Annotated in this window: 17 protein-coding genes; 15 read left to right on the top strand and 2 right to left on the bottom strand. The window is 59.1% G+C overall.

The genetic code is table 11. From position 1 onward, the window contains the following. Positions 1–5 precede the first annotated feature (5 nt). From H7698_RS17670 to H7698_RS17660, 3 genes are all read left to right on the top strand, one after another. On the top strand, positions 6–1,109 hold the full coding sequence (locus H7698_RS17670) for an ABC transporter ATP-binding protein (RefSeq protein WP_194692306.1): 1,104 nt from the start codon (positions 6–8) through the stop codon (positions 1,107–1,109). A 121-nt stretch (positions 1,110–1,230) separates the two neighbouring features. Then, positions 1,231–2,526: an ABC transporter substrate-binding protein gene (locus H7698_RS17665; RefSeq protein ID WP_208525754.1), complete on the top strand. Its 1,296-nt coding sequence runs from the start codon at positions 1,231–1,233 to the stop codon at positions 2,524–2,526. 93 nt (positions 2,527–2,619) lie between these two features. Then, positions 2,620–4,260: a GMC family oxidoreductase gene (locus tag H7698_RS17660; protein WP_194692305.1), complete on the top strand. Its 1,641-nt coding sequence runs from the start codon at positions 2,620–2,622 to the stop codon at positions 4,258–4,260. Positions 4,261–4,386: 126 nt separating this feature from the next. Here the strand turns inward: H7698_RS17660 and H7698_RS17655 are convergent, their stop codons facing one another. After that, positions 4,387–5,253, bottom strand: a complete 867-nt coding sequence (locus tag H7698_RS17655) for a helix-turn-helix transcriptional regulator (RefSeq protein ID WP_194692304.1) — start codon at positions 5,251–5,253, stop codon at positions 4,387–4,389. Between the two features lie 235 nt (positions 5,254–5,488). Here H7698_RS17655 and H7698_RS17650 point away from each other — a divergent pair, with 235 nt between their 5' ends. The 12 genes from H7698_RS17650 to H7698_RS17595 all read left to right on the top strand — a co-directional run bounded on the left by H7698_RS17650 (position 5,489) and on the right by H7698_RS17595 (position 19,829). Then, a complete protein-coding gene (locus H7698_RS17650) occupies positions 5,489–6,274 on the top strand; it encodes an IclR family transcriptional regulator (protein ID WP_194692303.1) in 786 nt (261 codons plus the stop codon). A gap of 135 nt (positions 6,275–6,409) precedes the next feature. After that, positions 6,410–7,570 carry an iron-containing alcohol dehydrogenase gene (locus H7698_RS17645; protein ID WP_194692302.1) on the top strand — a complete coding sequence of 387 codons (1,161 nt, stop codon included), beginning with the start codon at positions 6,410–6,412 and terminating at the stop codon, positions 7,568–7,570. Between the two features lie 43 nt (positions 7,571–7,613). After that, positions 7,614–9,104, top strand: a complete 1,491-nt coding sequence (locus H7698_RS17640) for a CoA-acylating methylmalonate-semialdehyde dehydrogenase (protein ID WP_194692301.1) — start codon at positions 7,614–7,616, stop codon at positions 9,102–9,104. Positions 9,105–9,365: 261 nt separating this feature from the next. Continuing rightward, complete coding sequence (locus H7698_RS17635; RefSeq protein WP_194692300.1) at positions 9,366–10,616, top strand: MFS transporter; 1,251 nt, start codon at positions 9,366–9,368, stop codon at positions 10,614–10,616. Positions 10,617–10,665: 49 nt separating this feature from the next. Further along, entirely contained in the window at positions 10,666–11,835 is a 1,170-nt protein-coding gene (locus tag H7698_RS17630) for a Gfo/Idh/MocA family protein (RefSeq protein ID WP_194692299.1), read from the top strand. A 415-nt stretch (positions 11,836–12,250) separates the two neighbouring features. Then, positions 12,251–13,780, top strand: a complete 1,530-nt coding sequence (locus H7698_RS17625) for a GMC family oxidoreductase (protein ID WP_194692298.1) — start codon at positions 12,251–12,253, stop codon at positions 13,778–13,780. Positions 13,781–13,798: 18 nt separating this feature from the next. After that, entirely contained in the window at positions 13,799–15,604 is a 1,806-nt protein-coding gene (locus H7698_RS17620; protein WP_194692297.1) for a thiamine pyrophosphate-binding protein, read from the top strand. A 73-nt stretch (positions 15,605–15,677) separates the two neighbouring features. Next, positions 15,678–16,376 carry a hypothetical protein gene (locus H7698_RS17615; protein ID WP_194692296.1) on the top strand — a complete coding sequence of 233 codons (699 nt, stop codon included), beginning with the start codon at positions 15,678–15,680 and terminating at the stop codon, positions 16,374–16,376. Positions 16,377–16,390: 14 nt separating this feature from the next. Then, positions 16,391–17,275, top strand: a complete 885-nt coding sequence (locus H7698_RS17610) for a sugar phosphate isomerase/epimerase family protein (protein WP_194692295.1) — start codon at positions 16,391–16,393, stop codon at positions 17,273–17,275. A 62-nt stretch (positions 17,276–17,337) separates the two neighbouring features. Then, positions 17,338–17,979 (top strand): LysE family translocator, encoded by a 642-nt coding sequence (locus tag H7698_RS17605; protein WP_194692294.1) that lies wholly within the window; start codon positions 17,338–17,340, stop codon positions 17,977–17,979. A 156-nt stretch (positions 17,980–18,135) separates the two neighbouring features. Continuing rightward, the gene (locus H7698_RS17600; protein ID WP_328803749.1) at positions 18,136–18,831 is read left to right on the top strand and encodes a tRNA (adenine(22)-N(1))-methyltransferase; all 696 of its coding nucleotides are present in this window, start codon (positions 18,136–18,138) and stop codon (positions 18,829–18,831) included. Between the two features lie 170 nt (positions 18,832–19,001). Then, entirely contained in the window at positions 19,002–19,829 is an 828-nt protein-coding gene (locus tag H7698_RS17595; protein ID WP_194692292.1) for a DMT family transporter, read from the top strand. 29 nt (positions 19,830–19,858) lie between these two features. On the opposite strand, the gene H7698_RS17590 is transcribed toward H7698_RS17595, so the two are convergent. After that, positions 19,859–20,767 (bottom strand): LysR substrate-binding domain-containing protein, encoded by a 909-nt coding sequence (locus H7698_RS17590; RefSeq protein ID WP_194692291.1) that lies wholly within the window; start codon positions 20,765–20,767, stop codon positions 19,859–19,861. Positions 20,768–20,831 lie beyond the last annotated feature (64 nt).

Here is a 20,831-nt window from a genome sequence, read left to right as displayed (position 1 = left end):
GTGAAATGGCATCTCTGAATATTCGAAACGTGGAAAAGCACTACGGTGATCTGCGCACCCTCAAGGGCATCAACATTGATGTTGAGGACGGGGAGTTTCTGGTGTTGCTGGGGCCTTCGGGTTGTGGCAAGTCCACCCTGTTGAGTGCCATTGCGGGTCTGGCGCCGGTCAGCAGTGGGGAGATCATGATCGACGGGGTGGTCGTCAATGACATCGAGTCGGCAGACCGGGACATTGCCATGGTGTTTCAGTCCTACGCGCTGTACCCCACCATGACCGTGCGTCGTAACCTGACCTTTGGCATGCGGGTGCGCGGTGCGTCGCGCCAGGAGCAGGACGAGGCCGTCAAGCGTGTGGCGGGGGTTTTGCAGCTGGACCAATTGCTTGATCGTAAGCCGTCACAGCTTTCCGGCGGTCAGCGTCAGCGAGTCGCCATGGGAAGGGCGATGGTGCGCCAACCGAAGATCTTTCTGTTCGATGAACCACTGTCGAACCTGGACGCCAAGTTGCGCACCGACATGCGCGCTGAAATCAAGAAGCTGCACCAGCGCGAACAGACCACCACGGTGTATGTGACTCACGATCAGATTGAAGCGATGACCCTTGCTACGCGGATTGTGGTGATGAAGGGGGGTGAAGTTCAGCAGATCGGTTCGCCACAGACGATTTACGAGCAACCGGCCAATCTGTTCGTGGCGCGTTTTATCGGCTCGCCGTCCATGAACTGTCTGGAGGGCATCCTGGTGGCCGAGGGCCCGGATGCGGTTTTTCGAGGGAGCGCCCAGACCCCATCCGGCTTGCGCATCAACCTGGGCCCGCTCACCGAAAATCTCAAGGTCTACCTGGGCGCCAAGGTGGTGTTGGGGGTTCGCCCGGAATGGCTCGCCTATGCCGAGCAAGGCGCTGCGTCGGCGCTGATCGACGCCGTGGTGGACGTTGTCGAACCGACGGGCTCGGACAATTTCGTGTTGGTCCAAGCCAGCGGCGAAACCCTGATGGCCCGGTTCGCGCCTGGCGTCGGCACGCCCGGGCAACGGGTCAGCCTGGCCGTCGATATACGCAAGGCCTTGCTGTTCGATGCCTCGACCGAGCAACGGATTTGCCGCTGACTTTCCAATAAAAAAACCGTGTTTACAACCTGGCCCGAGTGGTTGTCTGGCCAGGCGGTAAAAGGACGCCTGCTGCTTTATCAACTGCCCTCTCCCTGTCCAAAAAAAGAAGAGATATGTGATGAAAAACACAACGAGTTTTCAAGGTATCCGTTCACTGGGCTGCAAACGCAATGTGATGGTCAGCACTGTGCTGGGGTGCTTGCTCACCACTCAGTTCGTGATCGCCGCGCAGCCAAAGGTCGAAGTCGTTCACCCCTGGTCTTCAGCGGGTGAGGCCTATGCGTTGGACGCATTGAAAGACGCGGTCAAAAAGGCCGGGCTCGAGTGGCAAGACTCCGCCATCGCCGGCAATAACAGCAACAATCAGCAGCAAGCACTTCAAGCCCGGTTGTCAGCGGGTAATCTGCCTGACGTCACCCAGACAGTCCCCAATCTCATGCACGCTTACGTCGAGCAGAACGTCTTGAGCAACCTGGATGCCCAGGCGAAAGAGCAGGGCTGGGACCAGAAACTGTCGCCGGAAATGCGCAAGGTGGCGATGTACAAAGGGTCCTATTACGCGATCCCGCTGGTTGAGCATCGGGAAAACATGATGTGGGCCAACAAAGCGTTATTGGCCAAGTATGGCGGTGAACTGCCAACGACATGGGAGGCGTTCAACACGCTGGCTGAGCGCATGCAGAAAGACGGTGTCATTCCATTGGCGTTGGGCGGCGAAGACTGGCAGGAAGGCCAGATGTTCACGTCGGTGATCCTGGGCGTCGGTGGCAAGGATTTCTACAACAAGGCCATCGTCGAGCATGATCCCCAAGCCATCAAAAGCCCCACGATGGTTAAAGTGTTCGATCAGTTCCGCAAGCTCATCAACTTCTCCGACAAGAATCGCATCGGTAGGGACTGGAATGCGGCCACGCAGATGGTGATCGATGGCAAAGCCGCTTTTCAGTTCATCGGTGACTTTGCCAAGGCCGAATTTCTGCGCGCTGGCAAGCAACCTGGAGAGGATTTCCTGTGTGCCAGTTCGCCAGGTACCGGTCAGAACTTTGTTTACTTGACTGACGAACTGGCGTTCTTCACCCAGAGCGATCCTCAACGTCAAGCCACGCAAAAGATTTTCGCTGGATTGGTCATCGACCCGGCGGTGCAGATTGAATTCAGTCGTCGCAAAGGCTCGATTCCGACCATCACCGACGTGCCGGCAGACCAGTTCGACAGCTGCGCCCAGATCAACCTGGCGGATCGAAAGGCCAACCAGGCCAATGGCGGCATGTTGCCGTCCTTCATCGAAAACATTGCGGTGGACCGTGACGTCCGCGGCGTGTTGATGGATGTGATTACCCATTTTGCCAACACTCCGTCGATGACCTCTCAACAGGCCGCAGACCGCATCGTCAAGGACCTTCAGAACCTGTAGCCCAACGGATGTGCCGGGCGCTGTGGCGCCCGGTTTTCGGGTGTCGGACGGGTATCGACACCCTTTTTTGTCTCATGAAAATGGAAGTGCGATATGTCTCGGCATCCCACCTATGTCATCGTCGGCGGCGGTACTACCGGTTGTATTCTGGCGGCAAAGTTGTCTGAAGATCCGGCCGTGCAGGTTGTGTTGCTTGAAGAAGGGCCGGCGGACCGCAATCCCTGGATCCGGTTTCCAGGCACCTACTACAAAACCTGTCAGGGCCCTTTACTGAAACGATACCCCTGGGAATCGCCAGCCGATTTCGACCGCGCGCCGGGGGACTCGATGATCCAGGCCAGTGTGCTGGGCGGCGGCAGCTCCATCAATGGCATGGTGTATGCCCGCGGCAACCCTGCCGACTACGATGAGTGGGCAAGCAGTGGCGCCACTGGCTGGGGCTACGCAGATATATTGCCGTACTACCGGCGCAGTGAAGACAACTCTGATTTCTGCAACGAAGCACACGGTATGGGCGGGCCGTTGGGGGTGTCTTTCAACAACCATGTGCATCCCCTGACGCGCAAATGGTTGCAGGCCTGCCAGCAGGCAGGATTCGCGTTCAACGCGGATTTCAATTCCGGAACGCCAGACGGATGTGGCTACTACCAGGTAGCGGCCAGGAACGGGCTGCGCGTCAGCTCCGTCAGTGCATACCTTCGGCCGGCCCTGCATCGAAGCAATCTGAAAGTGATCACGGGCGCCAGGGTTTCACGCATTCTGATTGAGCGAGGTCGGGCGATCGGGGTGGAATACAGCGTCGGCCGCGACCTGCTGACAATAAAGGCGAGCGGGGAAGTGATCGTGTCGGCCGGTGCAATCAATTCACCCAAGCTCTTGATGGTGTCGGGCATTGGCCAGGCAGACGCACTCACTGCGTTGGGCATCAAGGTGCAGGCCGATGTGCCGGGCGTAGGGGAGAACCTGCAGGACCATCTTGAGATGTCGCAGGTTTACCAACTCAAGAATGTGCACAGCTATGACCGCTACAAAAAAAACCATTGGAAAGCCTGGGCAGCCTTGCAGTACCTGGTGGCACGCAGCGGTCCGATCGCTTCGAACCTGATCGAGGGAGGTTTGTTCGCGCGTGGCTCGCAAACCGATCAGATGCCTGACCTGCAGTATTTTTTCCTGGTGGGCGCGGGCATCGAGGAGGGTACCGACAGCGTGCCGGGCGGCACCGGTTGTACCCTCAACTTTGAGCACGTGCGACCGCGCTCACGCGGCAGCGTCACGCTGCGCAGCGCCGAGCCGTCGCAACTGCCCCGCATCGCACCCAACTACATGACCGATCCCTATGATCTGGAGCGTCTGGTCGAAGGTTATCTGATTGGCCAGGACATCATGAGTCAGCCAGCCTTCAGCGCCTACGTTGCCGCTCAGCATTACCCAGGGCGCACCTTCGTCGATCGCGCGGAGTTGGGCGCTTACCTGAGACGCAACGCCCGTGCGGCATTGCACCCGGTGGGCACGTGCAAAATGGGCACGGATTTCATGAGCGTCGTCGACCCGGAACTGCGCGTCAGGGGCATCGAAAACCTGCGGGTAGCCGATGCCTCGATCATGCCCAACATTGTGTCGGGCAACACCAACGCAGCCTGCACAATGATCGGCGAGCGGGCATCGGACATCATTCGCGGTTTGCCCGCGCTGAGTGAGTCAACCAGCGTGTCGAAGCGAGCGGTTTCTGCATGAAAGTGTGAGAACAGGATCATCTGCGGGAGCAAGGCTTGCCAACGATGGCGTATCCAGGATCGCCATCGCTGGCAAGCCAGCTCCCACAGTTGAGCGGGGTACGTCCGGGCGGTATTGGTCGGAAAATCAGTCCTGGCCGCCCCAGACAATGGTCGAGTTATCACCGGTCATGTATTCACGGACTTCCAGAGGCAGCGACAGATCGCTGGGCAGGAGCACCGTGGCATTGCGCAGATGCTGTCGGGTGATCCTCCCCTTGCTCGCAAAACCCAACGCCATGCGCGTCGAAAACGGCTGGCGGAAGGAGCTGGAGGCGACACCCGTGATCAGGCCGTACAGAAAGCGGATCGGTCTGCGGTGCTGGGGCGTCAGGATGGAGAAGGTGATTTCGTTGCGTTGCTTGCCCTCAAAGTCCACCAGAAACAGGCGATCGCCTAGCAGCAGGCAGAAGCCATGGTAGGTGAACGAATAACCGATCTTGCCGCTGCCGTCGAGCAGCGGAAAGCGCTCTACGGTGACGTATTGCACCATCGATTCTGCCCGGTACAGGCAGGTCACGGAGCGCAGGATCCGGCCTTTGTAAATGGAGGAGTTGTGGTAGCGGTAGTAAACGCCCAGGTAGTCGTCGAGCAACTCGGCGGACTGCTTGGCCAGCGGCAGGAAATGATTGAACTGCGACGACGCCCTGAGCCCGATGGGTAATTCGTTCTCGAAGCCTTCATAGAATTTCTTGAAGTCGGCCGGCGGGCGGAAAAGATCCTCCGCCTCCATCATGAAATACCGAGCGATTTTCTGCAGGATCTTCTGCGAGGGCACGTGCTGGCCCGCCAGGTATTTGTTGAATTGCTGGCGGTTGACGTCGACCTTGCGGCACATGTCGGCAACCGACCTGCAAGATTCCACCAGCGTCGCGAGATTTTTCTGTACGTTGCCCTGCAGGTCGTTGCGCACTTGGTTGCGCTCGCCATGTGAAAGGGCGGTATCTACAGGCATGATCAATAAGTCTCCTCAACCGGTGTGTCAGGTAATGGCAATCTCGCCATCAACAATTGTGGGAAGCAATCACCCTCTAATGTTCAGGGCTTCCTTGCAATACGCGAAGTCGTTATCAATGGTGCTTACCGCAGAATTCAAGCACATTCTACGCCACACCCTCACTTCAGCGCGGTTAGACATCCGGGCCATGCTGCGCAAGAATTGCCGCATCCCGAACTCAGGCCTTTGCCCTATGACCGATAGTCCGAACTCCCGTAACAAAGGCTCCTCCATCACCCGTGCGCTGGACATCATTGAAGCGGTGGTTCAGGCCGATCATGCACTTTCACCTGCAGACCTGGCCTATCTGCTCGACATTCCCAAGCCCAGTGTGCATCGCCTGCTGCAGCAGATTCAGGCAGAAGGCTATTTGCAAACCAACATGCGCGGCGGCATCGTGCCCAGCGATCGATTGCATCAGATTGCCGTGGGCGTGATTTACGCCGGCCGTCACAAGGCTCAGCGTCAGGCGATTCTGCGGCAGTTGTGCGATACCCTCGATGAGACCTGCGGTATTGCGATGCCCGATGGCATCGACATGGTGTATTACGATCGCGTTCAAAGCAGCTGGCCGCTGCAGTTGCACCTTCCCGTGGGGGCTCATGTGCCGATGTGGTGCACGGCCAGTGGCAAGTTGTACCTGAGCAGCTTTTCCAAGGCCCGACGCGGGCAGATTATCGATAGCCTCGCGCTCAAGCGTATGGCGAGCAATACCATCACCGATGCCGGGCAATTGGAGGAGGAACTCAAGCAAACTCGCCTTCGCGATCTTGGGGTGGACAACGAAGAGTTCGTCGATGGCATGGTCGCCTGCGCGGTGCCGGTCAAGGACCATGACGGGCGCTTGATCGCCTGTCTGTTTACCCATGCGCCGACCATCCGCAAAAGCCTCGAACAACTGTTGACGTTTGAGCCCGCGCTTCGCCATGCGGCAGAACAACTGCGCATATTGGTCGAGGAGCCTGCCGAGCAGGATTGACCCTTCATTTCACCCCTCCTCAAAAGGAGCACCGACTTACGGTGCTCCTTTTTTTTGTCTTTCTATCGACATAATATTCTTATAACGATACATTTCATATCGGTATTGAACAATAAATCAAATTTAGGTGGTCATATGTCAGTCCCTGTCATCCTGCCCCGCATCATGGAAATTGGCGCCGATGCAAGCCTGCGCCTGCCCGATGTGCTCAGCACATTGGGTTGCCGTCGACCCTTGATCGTGACCGATCAGGTGATGGTCAAGCTGGGTCAGGCGCAACGCCTGCACGACATTCTTGCGAAGCGAGGTATCGACAGCGAGGTCTTTGCCGAGACGGTTCCGGAACCGACAGCCGCCTCGATTCAGGCGGGCGTTGCGCGTCTTCGTGAGGGCGATTTCGATGCGATCGTCGCGCTGGGAGGTGGCAGCCCCATCGATAGCGCCAAGGCGATGGCGATTCTCGCCAGATACGGTGGCCAGATCCGTGACTACCGTTTTCCGCGCCAGGTCAACGAAGCAGGCCTGCCCTTGATCGCCATTCCCACTACCGCAGGCACCGGGTCGGAGGTGACACGCTTCACGATCATCACCGACGAGACGACCGACGAAAAATTGCTTTGCGCGGGCATCGGCTTCATGCCCGTGGCAGCGCTGATCGATTACAGACTCACACTGAGCCTGCCCGCGCGGACGACCGCCGACACCGGCATCGACGCCCTGACCCATGCCATCGAGGCGTATGTCAGCCGCAAGGCCAATCCGTACAGCGATAGCCAGGCACTCGCGGCGATGACGTATCTGGGGCCGAACCTGATCAGGGCCTATCGCGATGGCCAGGATGAGCCTGCGCGCGAGGCCATGATGATGGGCGCGACTCTGGCCGGTATTGCCTTTTCCAATGCGTCCGTCGCACTCGTGCACGGTATGAGCCGACCGATTGGTGCGTTCTTTCATGTGCCTCACGGGCTTTCCAACGCCATGTTGCTGCCCTCGGTCACGGCGTGGTCGCTGCCCTCGGCCTTGGCACGTTATGCCGAGTGTGCACGCGCAATGGGCGCGGCCCAGGCGGGCGACGACGATGCCTTGGCGGGCCGGCGGCTCATCGAGTTTCTGCAAAGGGTCAATGCCGAACTGGCCGTGCCAACGCTGGCCGGGTTTGGGGTCGATCGCGCGCGTTTCGATCAAGTGGTTGCCACGATGGCCGAGCAGGCACTGGCTTCCGGCTCACCCGGCAACAACCCGCAAGTACCCGACGTCGATCAAATGATCGGGCTTTACCGCGCGCTGTGGGATTAGCCATCGCTGCGTCAGACCTATTACCTCGTTTCGGAGATTTTTCATGAGCACCATCGGACATTTGATCAACGGCGAAATGGTTACAACCACGGGCCGAACCCAGGCGGTATACAACCCTGCCACGGGGCAGGTGCAGCGCCAGGTTTCCCTGGCCACCACCGCTACCGTTCAGGCCGCCATCGAAGCGGCAGACGCGGCATTCCCCGCCTGGCGCGATACACCGCCCGCCAAGCGCGCGCGGATCATGTTTCGCTTCAAGGAACTGCTGGAGCAGAATGCGGCGCACATTTGCGAATTGATTGGTGAAGAGCACGGCAAGATAAGCCATGACGCCGCCGGTGAATTGCAGCGCGGGATTGAAAACGTCGAATACGCTTGCGGTGCTCCAGAGTTGCTCAAAGGGGAGCACAGCCGTAACGTCGGGCCGAACATCGATTCGTGGAGCGAGTTTCAGCCGTTGGGCGTCGTGGCAGGCGTTACGCCCTTCAACTTCCCGGTCATGGTGCCGTTGTGGATGGTGCCTATGGCACTGGTGTGCGGTAACTGCTTTGTATTGAAACCCTCCGAGCGCGATCCGAGCGCGACCCTCTATATCGCCCAGCTGTTGCATGAAGCCGGTCTGCCACCAGGCGTCCTCAACGTCGTCAATGGCGACAAAGAGGCAGTTGACGCGCTGTTGTTCGACCCGCGAGTACAGGCCATGAGTTTCGTGGGGTCGACGCCCATCGCCGAATACATCTACCGCACGGCCACCGCGCAAGGGAAACGTTGCCAGGCTCTGGGCGGTGCCAAGAACCACGCAATCGTGATGCCCGATGCCGACCTCGACAATGCCGTCAACTCGTTGCTTGGCGCCGCGTTCGGGTCTTCCGGAGAGCGCTGCATGGCGCTGTCGGTGGCCGTAGCTGTGGGCGACGCCGTTGCCGACGCGTTGATCGGCAAGCTGGCCGAAGCCATGCAAGGTCTCACATTCGGCGTGCACAGCGACGCCAGTAATGATTTTGGCCCTCTGATTACCGCTCAACATCGCGACAAGGTAGTCGGCTATATCAGCAGCGCCCAGGAGCAAGGTGCACGCATCGTAGTCGATGGTCGTGACGCGCGGGTGCCAGGGCATGAGAGCGGCTTCTTTGTCGGGGCTACTTTGATTGACGCGGTGACGGCAGACATGCACAGCTATCGTGAAGAAATCTTCGGGCCGGTACTGCAGATTATCCGGGTGAAAACCATGGATGAGGCCATGCAACTGATCAACGACCATGAGTACGGCAACGGTACCTGTATCTATACCCGCGACGGTGAGGCCGCCCGTTACTTCAGCGATCGAATTCAAGTGGGCATGGTCGGTATCAACGTTCCCTTGCCGGTGCCCGTGGCTTCGCACAGTTTTGGCGGGTGGAAGCGTTCGCTGTTTGGCGACCTGCATGCTTACGGTCCCGATGGCGTGCGGTTCTACACACGACGCAAGACCATCACTCAGCGCTGGCCGTCGGCGAACGTGCGTGAAGGTGCATCGTTTTCAATGCCTGCGTGAACAGTCGCGCTTTGATTCACGCCAAACCGTCTGACATCAGGCGGTGGTGAACCGAGCCTTCGACGTAAAAGGCGTTGGGTTGCAAGTGCGTCAATGTGCGTCACTCCGCGGGCAAGTGCGAAATTGAGAAAACGTATTTGCCTGCGGATACTTCAGTTATTACCCGTCAGTACGGGTTTTTTGCAACATCACTGTCTATGGCGACCAGCCATATATACCAATAACTAAGGGGCGAGTATGAGCGCCCTCGACAGGTGATTGATGTTTACCAATAAACGCGACAACTCCCTGGTCACCCCGCGCATTCGCAAGGCGCGTTGGGCGAATTTTGCCGGCTTCATGATTATTGGCGCCTTGTTCTATACCTGGTCCGTCGGCGTCAGCGCCTTCAGGAACCGGTTGGGCATGCAAGGTGCGTTAGGCGACCTGGACTTCGGGATGGTTGCATTGGGCATCGCCATCGGCGCCACGGTAGGCGCGTTTGTCGTTGGCCGGTTGGTCGATCAGTTTGGCCCTCGCACCGTAATCCGCTGCACATTGTTGGCTTACCCGTTGTCGTTGATCGGCCTCGGTCTCGCGGACCAGTACTGGTTTGCGATGATGTTCGGGATCGTTCTAGGAACGCTGCGTGGTGCCACCGACACTGCGTTGAATGCGCACGGCGTACAAATCGAGCGCTTCTATCAGCGTCCCATCATGTCGTCGTTTCATGCCTGTTTTTCGCTCGGAGGCTTTGTGTTCGGGATCCTTGCCAGCTATTTGGCGGGTCTGTCTGAAGAAAGCGCGATTATTCCTTTTACCGTCGCGGGTTTAAGTCTGGCGGCGTTGAGCCTGGTCATGAGTCATTTTCTGTTGGCCAAGGACGAACTACTGACCACCACCGATACGTCAAAAAAGCCGGAGCGGCAAACGCCGGTAGACATTCGCATTACCGCGCTGATGGTGGGGCTGGGCGCCCTGATGATCGCGGGCATGATCAGCGAGAGTGCCGTCAGTGATTGGGGGCAGGAATTTTTGATGCGTGAGTCTGGCCTTGGGATCTCTACGGCGGGACTGGGCATCAGCCTGTTCACCGGGGCGGGTTTTGTGGGGCGCATGACCGGAGATTGGCTAGCGGAGCGGATTGGCCGCGCACGCATGATGTTCTTCTGCGGTGCGACGTCGATTGTGGGCGTTGGACTCTCAACCTTGAGCCATGACGGACACGTGGCAATGGCCGGATTCGCCTTGCTCGGACTCGGGCTGGCCTGTGTGGCCCCGCTGCTGGTGTCCGCAGCAGGAAGCAAGGACCCCGAAAATGCCGGACGCAACGTCGGCATCGTCAATGGCGTCGGGTTTGCCGGATTATTGGGGGGGCCGGCGGCCTATTCCTATGTGGTGACTGTCTTCGGTATTGGTGCATTGTTCTACGTCCCCCTGGTGTTATCGGTCTTGTTGACAGTGTTCGGCCCGATGCTGATGAACAGTCGACGCAAGGAACGCCCTGTGCAGACGCTAGCGGTTACTCGCTGAGTCCGCGGTTCCCACCATCCCATTCATCGCACAATAAGGAGCATTACCAATGCCCAGATTAACTGGCGACATCCCTGGCAAGCGCAAGATCAAGGTCGGCATGGTGGGCGGCGGGAAGGGCGCGTATTTCGCCAGTTATCATCGTGCAGCCATGCGGCTGTGCGATCGATATCAGATTGTCGCCGGCGCTTTTTCCTCGGATCCGGCCACGGCGCGCGAGGCGGGGGAGGCCTTGGGTGTCGAGCCGGACCGAGTCTATGAAAGCATCGAGCAAATGGCACGGGTGGAGTCTGCGCGAGCGGACCGCCTGGAGGCCGTCATTATCGTTACGCCAAACCATCTGCACTTCCTGCCTTGCAAGCTATTTCTAGAGGCCGGGATTCCGGTTATCTGTGACAAGCCGCTGGTCAATACCGAACCTGAAGCGCGCGAGCTGCAGCGCATTGCCGCCAGGCACGATACGTTCCTCGCGCTGACCTATACCTACCAGGGCTACCCGATGGTCCGTGACGCTCGCAGCCGTATTCAGGCCGGCGAGTTGGGCGACATTCGTTTCATGTACGTCGAGTACCTGCTTGAGTGGCTGGCAGCAGGCACGGCGGAGCTAGGCAAGAGCCTGGCCTGGCGCGGTGATCCGGCCAAAGTCGGCCCGACCGCCGCGCTCGGCGATATCGGCACCCATGCCTTCAACATGTTGGAGTTTCTGAGCGGACTGCGCTGCACTGCCCTGAGCGCCAAGCTCACATCGACGGTGCCGGGCTGGACGATGGACGATACCGACGTGGTTCAGCTTGAATTCGAAGGCGGCGTCGACGGTTTGCTTTGGGCCAGTCTGGCGGCGCCAGGGCATCGCAATGGCTTGCGCTTCAAGATCATTGGCAGCAAGGCGTCGGTCGAGTGGCGCCAGGAAGCGCCAGAAACGTTGTTGTTCACGCCCATCGACGAAGCGGACCGAATCTATCGGCGCGGCCAGTCCGATAACAGACCCCAGACACTTGCGGATTCGAGCCTGCCAGCGGGCAATAGCGAGGGTTATCTCGAGGCATTGGCCGTGCTCTACGCCGACTTTGCCCAGGCGCTGGACGCCGGCGCAGGATGGCGCAACAGCACATCGGTGCCGATTCCCGATATTACCCAGGGCGTGCGAGGGGTTCTGTTATCACAACTGTGCGTCGCTTCCCATGAGCGCCGTTGCTGGGTCGACTTCACCAACGACTGAGCAACCCCCGGTAGTTGTGGCGAGGGAGCTTGCTCCCGTTCGGCTGCGCAGCAGTCGTAAAACCTGTGGTTACTATCTTGCTGCCGGGACACAGGGGGCCGCTGCGCGACCCGGCGGGAGTGAACTCCCTCGCCACCGTTGATCGCTGTCCCCCTGAATTTTCAACAAAAATCCCCCCTCAAAACCATAGCTAGCACCCCGACAGACAACCCGGGTGCCGCGCTATGCCCGGCCACGTCTCGCTGAAAGCCCGCGCCGGTACGCGATCACGAATGAAAGTGCGTCAGTGTGCGTCGGCTTTTTCAACGGTTGCGAAATTGAGTGCAAGTGCGCGGCGGCGAATAATTCCATGGCGTTCAACGCAACCGTGACAGCAAAAGCTCATGACCCAAAAAACAAAGAGGCGAAGGCTTAGATGAAAGTACAACCCGACGTCATTGTGATTGGCAGCGGAATCGGTGGTGCGACCACTGCCCGACGCCTCGCTGAAAACGGGGTGAACGTGCTGATGCTCGAGCGCGGCGATTGGGTCCCTCGTGAAGAGGAAAACTGGAGCGTGGCGTCCGTATTCTTCGACAAGCGTTACACGGCCCACGACAGCTGGCTGGATGCCAGCGGTGCTGAGTTTCGCCCCAGCATTTACTACAACGTAGGTGGCTGCACAAAATTCTATGGGGGCTCGATGATCCGTTTTCGCGAACGTGATTTCGAAGCGCTCGAGCACGAAGCAGGGGTCGCCCCCGCGTGGCCGATCAGTTATGCGCAGCTTGAACCCTATTACTACGAAGCCGAAAAGATGTTCAAGGTGCATGGCGATGACACCGACGATCCGACAGCGCCTTGGCGCAGCCATCCGTATCCTTATCCACGGGTAGCGGACGAGCCGATCGTCGCCGATATGGCGTCGGCCATGCGTCGTGCCGGTGCCCGCACTTCGGCACTGCCGTTGGCGGTTGACTATACCTCGTCGGGCAGCTGCATCCTGTGCAAGACCTGCGATGGCTTTCCCTGCAAAGTGGCAGCCAAGCTCGAAGCCGAGACCGCTCTGGTGCGCCCCGCGCTGGCCACAGGGAATGTCACCTTGCAGACCCACGCATTGGTCAAACGTCTGGTGCTAAGCGCCGACGGCTCAACCGTGACGGGCGTGGAGGTGGATATCGATGGCGAACCCCAGACACTGACGGCCAGGCTCATTGTCGTGGCGTGTGGCGCCGTCAACAGTGCCGCGTTGTTATTGCGCTCGGCATGCCCGGCGGCGCCCAACGGCGTGGCCAACAGTTCCGATGTTGTAGGTCGGCACTACATGGCGCACAACCAGACAGCATTGATGGGTCTCTCGTTTCGGGAAAACACCACGACGTTCCAGAAAACCCTGGCGATGAACGAGTTTTACTTCGGCGCGTCGGACTATCCGTTTCCGCTGGGGCACGCCCAAATGCTCGGCAAGCTGCAGGGTGGGATGTTGTCCGCCAACGTGCCTTTCCTGCCAAAAGCCGTGGGCAGCAGCATGGCCCGGCACAGTATTGACTGGATCGCGTTTTCCGAAGACCTGCCCGACCCGGACAGTCGAGTGTTGATCAAGGACGGCAAGGTTCAGCTGGCTATTCACCGTAACAACCTTGCCCCCCATAAAGAACTGGTTAAACGCCTGGCAGCACTGTTGCGCGGTGCCGGCTACCCGATCGTGCTGACCAAGCCGTTGCTCAAGCATTCCACGGCACACCAGTGCGGCACCGTACGCTTTGGCAATGATCCGCGCACCTCAGCTTTGGACAGCTATTGCCGCAGCCACGATCACGCGAATCTGTTCGTGATCGACGCGTCTTTCATGCCGTCATCCGCGGCCGTCAACCCCGCACTGACCATCGTGGCGCAAGCGCTGCGGGCAGCGGACCACATTCTCGCGCACGATTTCTCTATCGGCGCTGACTCAGTAACCCTCTAGGCAAAGCAGGAGCAGGACATGACTGATACAAAAAAAATGACAGGCGGCCAGATCGTGGTCGAGTACCTGATCCGTGAGAAAGTCCCCTACGTCTTTGGCATTCCAGGTCACGGCAACACGGCGTTGCTTGATGCGTTCGTGGATCGCAAGGAGGAAATCACCCTGGTGCCTGCGATGCATGAGCAGGGCGCCTCACACATGGCTGACGGGTTCTATCGAGCCAGCGGCCAGATTGCCGCGGTGTGTGCCTCCATCGGTCCTGGCGCCACCAACACGCTGACTGGTATTGCTACGGCGTTCGCCGACTCGATCCCTCAGTTGGTGATCAGCGGTGGTGTGCACACCTACATGATGGGCAAAGGCGTTTTGCAGGAACTTGATCGTCCTCACGGTGACAACTTCCCGCGCATGGCCGAACCCGTTGTGAAGCGCTGGTGGCAACCGAGCCATGTCGAGCAACTGCCAGGCGTCATGACCCAGGCGTTCAACGTCATGCTGGAAGGACGTCGCGGACCGGCGCTGATCAACCTGCCGCAAGACCTGCAAGCCGAGTACGCCGAAGTGCCGCTGCCTGCGCCTCAAGCACATCGCAGCCACGGTCGCCTGCACGGCGATCCGGTGGACATTGCCCGTGCGGTCGAGTTGTTGTTGTCCGCCGAGCGCCCGGTGATCATGGCCGGTGGCGGCGTGATCGCGGCCAACGCCAGCGACGACCTGGTGGGGATCGCCGAACACATCGGTGCGGCGGTAACGACCTCCTTCATGGGCAAGGGCTCGATCCCGGAAGATCACCCGCTTTACGCGTGGCCTTGCGGTGACCTGGGGTCCATTCCGGGCAATGCCATGACCCGAGAAGCTGACGTCATCCTGGCCATCGGCTGTCGTTTCAGTGACCGTATCACTTCGTCCTATCGTCCCGGTGTCACGTTCGATATTCCGAAGACCAAGCTGATCCAGATCGATATCGACGGCTTTGAAATCGGCAAGAACTACCCGGCGGAAATCGGCATTGTCGGTGATGCGGGCCCGATTCTTGCCGCCTTGCTGGAGCAATTGCGCGCAGCGGCCCCGGCCGCGGATTACAGCAAGTCGCACATGTTCCAGCGCTTGCAGGCATTGAAAGGCAAATGGGAAGAACACCTGCACCCGTTGCGCACCTGCAACCAGTCGCCGATGACGGTTTCTCAAGTGCTGTTCGAGGCCCGCAAGGTACTGCCACGGGACACTATTGTCGTCACCGATTCCAGCAACCCGCAGAACCAGGTGTTCAACGAGTTCCCGGTCTATGGCCCCAAACAGCACATCACACCGGGCGGCTTTTCCGGCATTGGTTTCGCTGTGCCGGCCGCGATCGGTGCCAAGATGGGCGCGCCCAACCAGGCTGTAGTCGCCATTTGCGGTGATGGTGCCTTCTTGCAGACCGGGCAGGAACTGGCGACAGCGGTAATGATGGGCGTACCGGCGATCTTCCTGATCATGAACAACGGTGGATGGGCCGCGATTCGCAACCTGCAACTGAACATGTTCGGTGAAGACCGCGAAATGATCACCGACTTCCGCACCCCTGACGGCGCATCGTGGGAAGCGCACATCGCCGACTTCGCCAAGTCGCTGGGTGCCGCGTCGGAACGTGTGACGGATCCATTGCAGATTGGCGCTGCCGTCGAGCGTGCGCTGGCGTCTGGCCGGCCTTATGTCATCGAGGCAATCACGTCGATCGAGCGTCCATGGAGCAACATGCACCCGACCGGCTGGTGGGACATTACTGTCCCGGCCTATCTAGGTGATCTGCGTGACGAATACGTGAAAAATCGCGGGTTCTAAGCGCACCCCAGAAAACACACCGCCTTGTTGGGCGGTGTGTTGCATCCACTGATTCAGCAAGGGAGGCGCAACCATGGCGCAAACCAATCAGAAGCGGGAACTGCAATTTTCGGATCAATTTGTGGAGTGTTACCTCGTCGAGAACGTCGACAACTTTAACGTGCCAGGGGGTGTAGTGCTGAACCTGGACCACAGCCCCATGAGCCTCGGCGGACCGGTGCCAACGGTTGTACCCGGGTGGAAATCGACCGAGGTGTTTGAGGCGGTCATCGTGAAGGCCGCTCGTATTGCGGTTTTTCGCGTACGTAGCGAAGTCAACCTGGGTGGTCTGGTGTTTGGTGAGTGGGACTGGTTTGGCAACCGCTTCGCCAAGTTTCCGCGAACCACACCGCTTTACATTTCACGGTACGACGAGATCGGCGCAGTCACACTCGACCCTTTCGCCTTCGCACATCAACGCGAGGAGGCCACCGACCTGCGACAGTACGGCATCCGCCTGAACCTTTGGTGGGCGCCCACCAACACGGACTGCTACCTGCATAACGAACATCCGTTCCTGGAAATCCATACGCAAATCTACGGCACGGGACGCATCCAGACATTCCTGGAGCGAGACGACACCACGCTTTACCGGCAGATCCATATGGCGCCCGGCTACACCCACGATCCGTTCGCAAAAGTTGATCAGGACGGCAACCCGACTTATCCGTGGCACCGCTATTGGTCCGATTCGGATGCGATCTGGCTGGCGATCGAATTCCATCCTCTTTGATCAGGACGTGATCCATGGCGCTGCTGAAAAACAGGCTGACGTTCAACACCACCGCCGCCCGGCACTGCAATTTCATCATGCAGATGGACATCGCACGCCATGCCGGATTCGACTCGGTCGAACTGACCAGTGAACCGGTACGGGCCTATCTCGAAGCCGGTTACAGCCACAAGGACCTCAAGGTGGCACTGCACGGTTTACAGGTTCAGGGCATCGGCGCGTTGCTGGATATTGAGCGCACAGGGGAGCTGGGACAAGAAATGATGGGCCAGGCCGAAGAGCTGTACGCACTCGCAACCGTGGTGGGCGCGAAGGGCGTGCAGTTGGTCACCGGTCCATTGGATTACCGGGCCGTGGTCGAGTATCGACGTGACGGTCGCACTTCACGTTACAGCGGCGTGTCAGGCTGCTCCGAAGAGGAACAGATTGCCCGGACCGCGATCAATTTGCAGCGCCTGGCGGATCGAGCCCAGGAGGTGGGTCTGATTGTTTATGTGGAGGCCTTGTCCTGGACGCCGGTAGCGACACTTGAGCAACAGGTCAGGATTCTGGAACGAGCCGATCGGGACAACCTGAAAATCGTGATCGATTACTGGCACTGCTACACCAGTGGCGCCAGTCCGGAGGACGTCGCCAACATCGACAAACGCCATCTCTATGGGATTCATGTCTGCGATTCGTTGCCGTTCCTTGGGGGTGTGCCGGATGAAACGGTGCTGCGTGATGTGGCCACCGGGCACGGAATACTCGATCTGCACGCGTGGACACAGGCCGTCAAGGCGACTGGATATGAGGGCTGGTGGTGCAGCGAGACATTCTGTCGAGCGCAACAGCAGAGCAATGGTTACGGGGTGGCGAAACAGCTTTATGGTCAGCTTGATGCGCTGGTCAATGGTTGAGGCGCCGTTTAGCCTGGTTACATCTGTAAGATGTACCCCTCCCACCGTCACGAGCATTGAAAATGGATTCTCACTCGATCTTTACCTACACCCTCGTCGCCGCCATTGCCATCGCCAGTCCTGGACCCGCGACCTTGATGGCGATCAACAACAGCCTGGCTTACGGGCAACGCAGTGCGGTGTGGTCATCCCTGGGTAACGCGAGTGGCCTGTTCTGCCTGTCGGCTGCCGCGATGTTGGGGCTGGGGGCGTTGCTGGCCAGTTCCGAGTGGCTGTTCAACGCGGTGAAAATCCTGGGGGCGGGGTATCTGTTTTACCTGGGGGCCCGGCAGTTGTTCAACAAGAGCCCGATGCTGGCGGACGGTGTCCGGGATGACTCGAAGAAGAGCAGGCCCACGCCTTTCAAACTGTACAAGTCGGCCTTCCTGACGGCGGTCACCAACCCGAAGGCGACCATGTTTTACACCGCGCTTTTCCCGCAATTCATCGATCAGAGCGCAACGCTGCTGCCGCAGTTCTTCATCCTCACCTCGATCTTCATGGCGTTGTCGGTGGTCTCCCTGAGCCTGTACGCCGCGCTGGCTTCCCGGGCCAAGGGCGTGTTGACGCGGCCCGAGCTGTCCCGTTGGGTCAGTCGGGTCGTGGGGTCGACATTCATCTTTTTCGGCGCGGCCATCCTGACCATGCGTCGACAGACTGCATAAATGCCATGACGATCTGCTGCGGCCGATTGCGCCCTGTCAGCAACGGTATTGCCATGGCCGTGGTCGACTGAATTTGAATTGCACGACAATGCCCGACACAATCGCGTCCCGATCCGGCCGAAGGTGCCGGGCATTCGTGGTGAGAAGGAACTGCAGTTGAACGAACACACATTGTCCATGCGCCTGGAACGCGTGGCGGCGCATGTGCCCGCCGATGCGCGCCTGGCCGATATCGGCTCGGATCACGGCTATCTGCCGGTGGCATTGATGCGCCGAGGTGCGATCGTGGCAGCGGTGGCTGGCGAGGTGGCGATGACGCCATTCCGCTCGGCCCAACGTACCGTACGCGAGAATGGCTTTGAGCAGCAGATCACCGTGCGCCTGGCCAATGGCCTGGCGGCGATCGAGCCGGGAGACGGGATCACGGCGATCACGGTCTGCGGCATGGGCGGTGAGACGATTCGCGACATCCTCTTCAGCGGCAAGGCGCATTTGACCGGAAAGGAGCGCCTGATCCTGCAGCCCAACGGCGGCGAACAGCCACTGCGCCAATGGCTGATGGAGAACGGCTACTGCATCGTCTGTGAGGAGCTGCTGCGGGAGAACCGTTTCTACTACGAAATCATTGTTGCCGAACGCTCCGGGCCAGTGCGGTACAGCGCCGAGGAACTGTACTTCGGGCCGTTGCAGATGCAGGCACGCAGCCCGACATTTCTACTGAAGTGGCAGCACATACTGCGCCACAAGCAGCAAACTCTGAGGCACTTCACCCGGGCACGGCAGGCCGTACCCGAGGAGAAGACTCAGGAAGTCGCCCAGCAGGCTCGATGGATCACCGAACTGTTGGTTTGAGCGCGAGGCGGCAGCTTTTTAAACGTCGTAACGGGTCGTCAGCATGACGTACGCGGTTCACCCTTCGATGTGACCATTCAGATTCGCTGGCCCCATCATGACTGTCGAGCTGGCACGATCGGGGAGGGGACTTTGCTTTCCTCAAAACGCCGAGATGATTAGGATGACGCATGTCCTTACACATCATCCTGCTCATACTCTTCGCCGCACTCCTGCACGCCAGCTGGAATGCGCTGCTGCGTGGCGGTGCCGACAGACTCTGGTCGATGACGGTCATGTGCCTGGCGGTCGCCATCGTCAGCGCAACGGCGGCCTTGTTCCTCGCGCCACCGGCGCCAGCCAGCTGGTTTTATGTCGTGCTTTCAGCGGTCCTGCATGTGGGCTACAACCTGTTTCTCGTCAGGAGCTACAAGGTCGGAGACCTGGGGCAAACCTATCCGATCTCGCGAGGCTCTTCGCCCATCCTGATCACCCTCGGAGCATCGGTTTTTGCCGGAGAAAGCATCGGGGCAGCCGCGCTGCTGGGCATTGCATTGGTGTCGGGCGGGATTATTTCCCTGGCTTTCAAAGGGCGCAGGCTTGCGGTACCAAGCCTGCCTTACGCTTTGGGCACCGGCTGTTTCATTGCCGCTTACAGCGTCACCGACGGGATTGGCGCACGCCTGTCCGGCGCACCGATCGCCTACACGGTATGGATGTGCGCCTTGTGGGGCGTAATGATGCCACTGGTGTATATCGGTCTGCGCGGCGCTCGCAGTCTGTTTACGTTGCGTCCCGGTTTTTTCACGGCATTCTTCGGCGGACTGGTCTCGCTGCTGGCCTATGGAATCGTCATCTACGCCATGTCCCACGCACCCATGGGAGCGGTCTCGGCATTACGCGAAACCAGCGTATTGTTCGCGGCATTGATCGGTTATTTCTTCCTGGGCGAGACCCTGACTGTCCGCAAGGTGCTGGCGTGCGTGGTGATTGCCGCCGGCACGATTCTCATCGGCTGACGGCGCCCGGACCGCCCTCGATAACGCTTTCAACTGCCATCACGTAATTCCTCTGCAAGCCACTCAACCAGCGCGTGCACCTCTATCCGGTCCTCTGCGCCATATCGTCTGAAAACGGAAATGGCTTCAGGCAAAGAGACACTTTCAACACAAGGTCTCACCAGAGCACCGCTGTCAATCAGCCTGCCGGCGGTTCGGCGCCAACCCATTGCAATCCCGTGCCCCTCGACGGCGGCCTGGAGCATCAAAGGGTAGCTATCAAATACGGAGCCCTGAGGATAACCCTCTAACGTCTGCCCAAAGGCGTTCAGCCACGTATCCCATTCCATCAAGTGCGGTGGCGTGGCGCGATGGTGCAGAAGCGTATGGCGGCGAAGGTCGGTAATCGGAAGTGACTGTCCGGCAGTCAGGTAGTGAGGGCTGCACACAGGAAACACTTCATCAGCGGCGGTGAACGCCAGGGCATGCGAGCCGCTGGGGCGTCCGGTGCTTTGCAAGGCAACATCAAAATGGTCATTGAATTCAGTCAACGGTCGAGTGGATGTCGCTACCTGGATTTCGATTTCCGGGTGTAGCTGGTGAAACGTTGAAAGGCGTGGCATCAACCAATAAAACGCTTCACACAACTGACACAGTAAAACGACCCGGTTTTTGTGGGGTGATTCACGAAGGGTAACGGCGCTGTCGCCGATGCTTTGCAATGCGCTGGTCACGACGCGCCCTAGCTCACGCCCCTCCTGTGTCAGGAAGACTGCGCGGTTGCGGCGGTCAAAAAGCTTCAGTCCAAGATTCTCTTCGAGCGCGCGGATCTGACGGCTGACCGCCGCTTGAGTGATGTGCAATTCATCAGCAGCCTTCGAGAAACTTTCCAGGCGCGCTGCTGCTTCAAAGGGCAGCAAACTGGCAAGCGGCGGTAATGACTTTCCAAGCGTATTCATAATCAGGCGTTATGCATCCAGGACCGAGAACTCGTTTGTAGCATACCCTTGGCCCTGTGCAACA

The organism is Pseudomonas sp. p50(2008), assembly GCF_015351605.1.
Taxonomy (GTDB): Bacteria; Pseudomonadota; Gammaproteobacteria; order Pseudomonadales; family Pseudomonadaceae; genus Aquipseudomonas.
This window is presented reverse-complemented; position numbering and strand designations above follow the sequence as displayed.

Bases quoted from the DNA above. Each gene is read 5' to 3' on its own strand.
- H7698_RS17625 (WP_194692298.1), top strand. From the start codon at position 12,251: ATGAAAGTACAACCCGACGTCATTGTGATTGGCAGCGGAATCGGTGGT.
- H7698_RS17605 (WP_194692294.1), top strand. From the start codon at position 17,338: ATGGATTCTCACTCGATCTTTACCTACACCCTCGTCGCCGCCATTGCC.
- H7698_RS17610 (WP_194692295.1), top strand. From the start codon at position 16,391: ATGGCGCTGCTGAAAAACAGGCTGACGTTCAACACCACCGCCGCCCGG.
- H7698_RS17630 (WP_194692299.1), top strand. From the start codon at position 10,666: ATGCCCAGATTAACTGGCGACATCCCTGGCAAGCGCAAGATCAAGGTC.
- H7698_RS17595 (WP_194692292.1), top strand. From the start codon at position 19,002: ATGTCCTTACACATCATCCTGCTCATACTCTTCGCCGCACTCCTGCAC.
- H7698_RS17645 (WP_194692302.1), top strand. From the start codon at position 6,410: ATGTCAGTCCCTGTCATCCTGCCCCGCATCATGGAAATTGGCGCCGAT.
- H7698_RS17665 (WP_208525754.1), top strand. From the start codon at position 1,231: ATGAAAAACACAACGAGTTTTCAAGGTATCCGTTCACTGGGCTGCAAA.
- H7698_RS17620 (WP_194692297.1), top strand. From the start codon at position 13,799: ATGACTGATACAAAAAAAATGACAGGCGGCCAGATCGTGGTCGAGTAC.
- H7698_RS17590 (WP_194692291.1), bottom strand. From the start codon at position 20,767: ATGAATACGCTTGGAAAGTCATTACCGCCGCTTGCCAGTTTGCTGCCC.
- H7698_RS17670 (WP_194692306.1), top strand. From the start codon at position 6: ATGGCATCTCTGAATATTCGAAACGTGGAAAAGCACTACGGTGATCTG.
- H7698_RS17660 (WP_194692305.1), top strand. From the start codon at position 2,620: ATGTCTCGGCATCCCACCTATGTCATCGTCGGCGGCGGTACTACCGGT.
- H7698_RS17615 (WP_194692296.1), top strand. From the start codon at position 15,678: ATGGCGCAAACCAATCAGAAGCGGGAACTGCAATTTTCGGATCAATTT.
- H7698_RS17635 (WP_194692300.1), top strand. From the start codon at position 9,366: ATGTTTACCAATAAACGCGACAACTCCCTGGTCACCCCGCGCATTCGC.
- H7698_RS17640 (WP_194692301.1), top strand. From the start codon at position 7,614: ATGAGCACCATCGGACATTTGATCAACGGCGAAATGGTTACAACCACG.
- H7698_RS17655 (WP_194692304.1), bottom strand. From the start codon at position 5,253: ATGCCTGTAGATACCGCCCTTTCACATGGCGAGCGCAACCAAGTGCGC.
- H7698_RS17650 (WP_194692303.1), top strand. From the start codon at position 5,489: ATGACCGATAGTCCGAACTCCCGTAACAAAGGCTCCTCCATCACCCGT.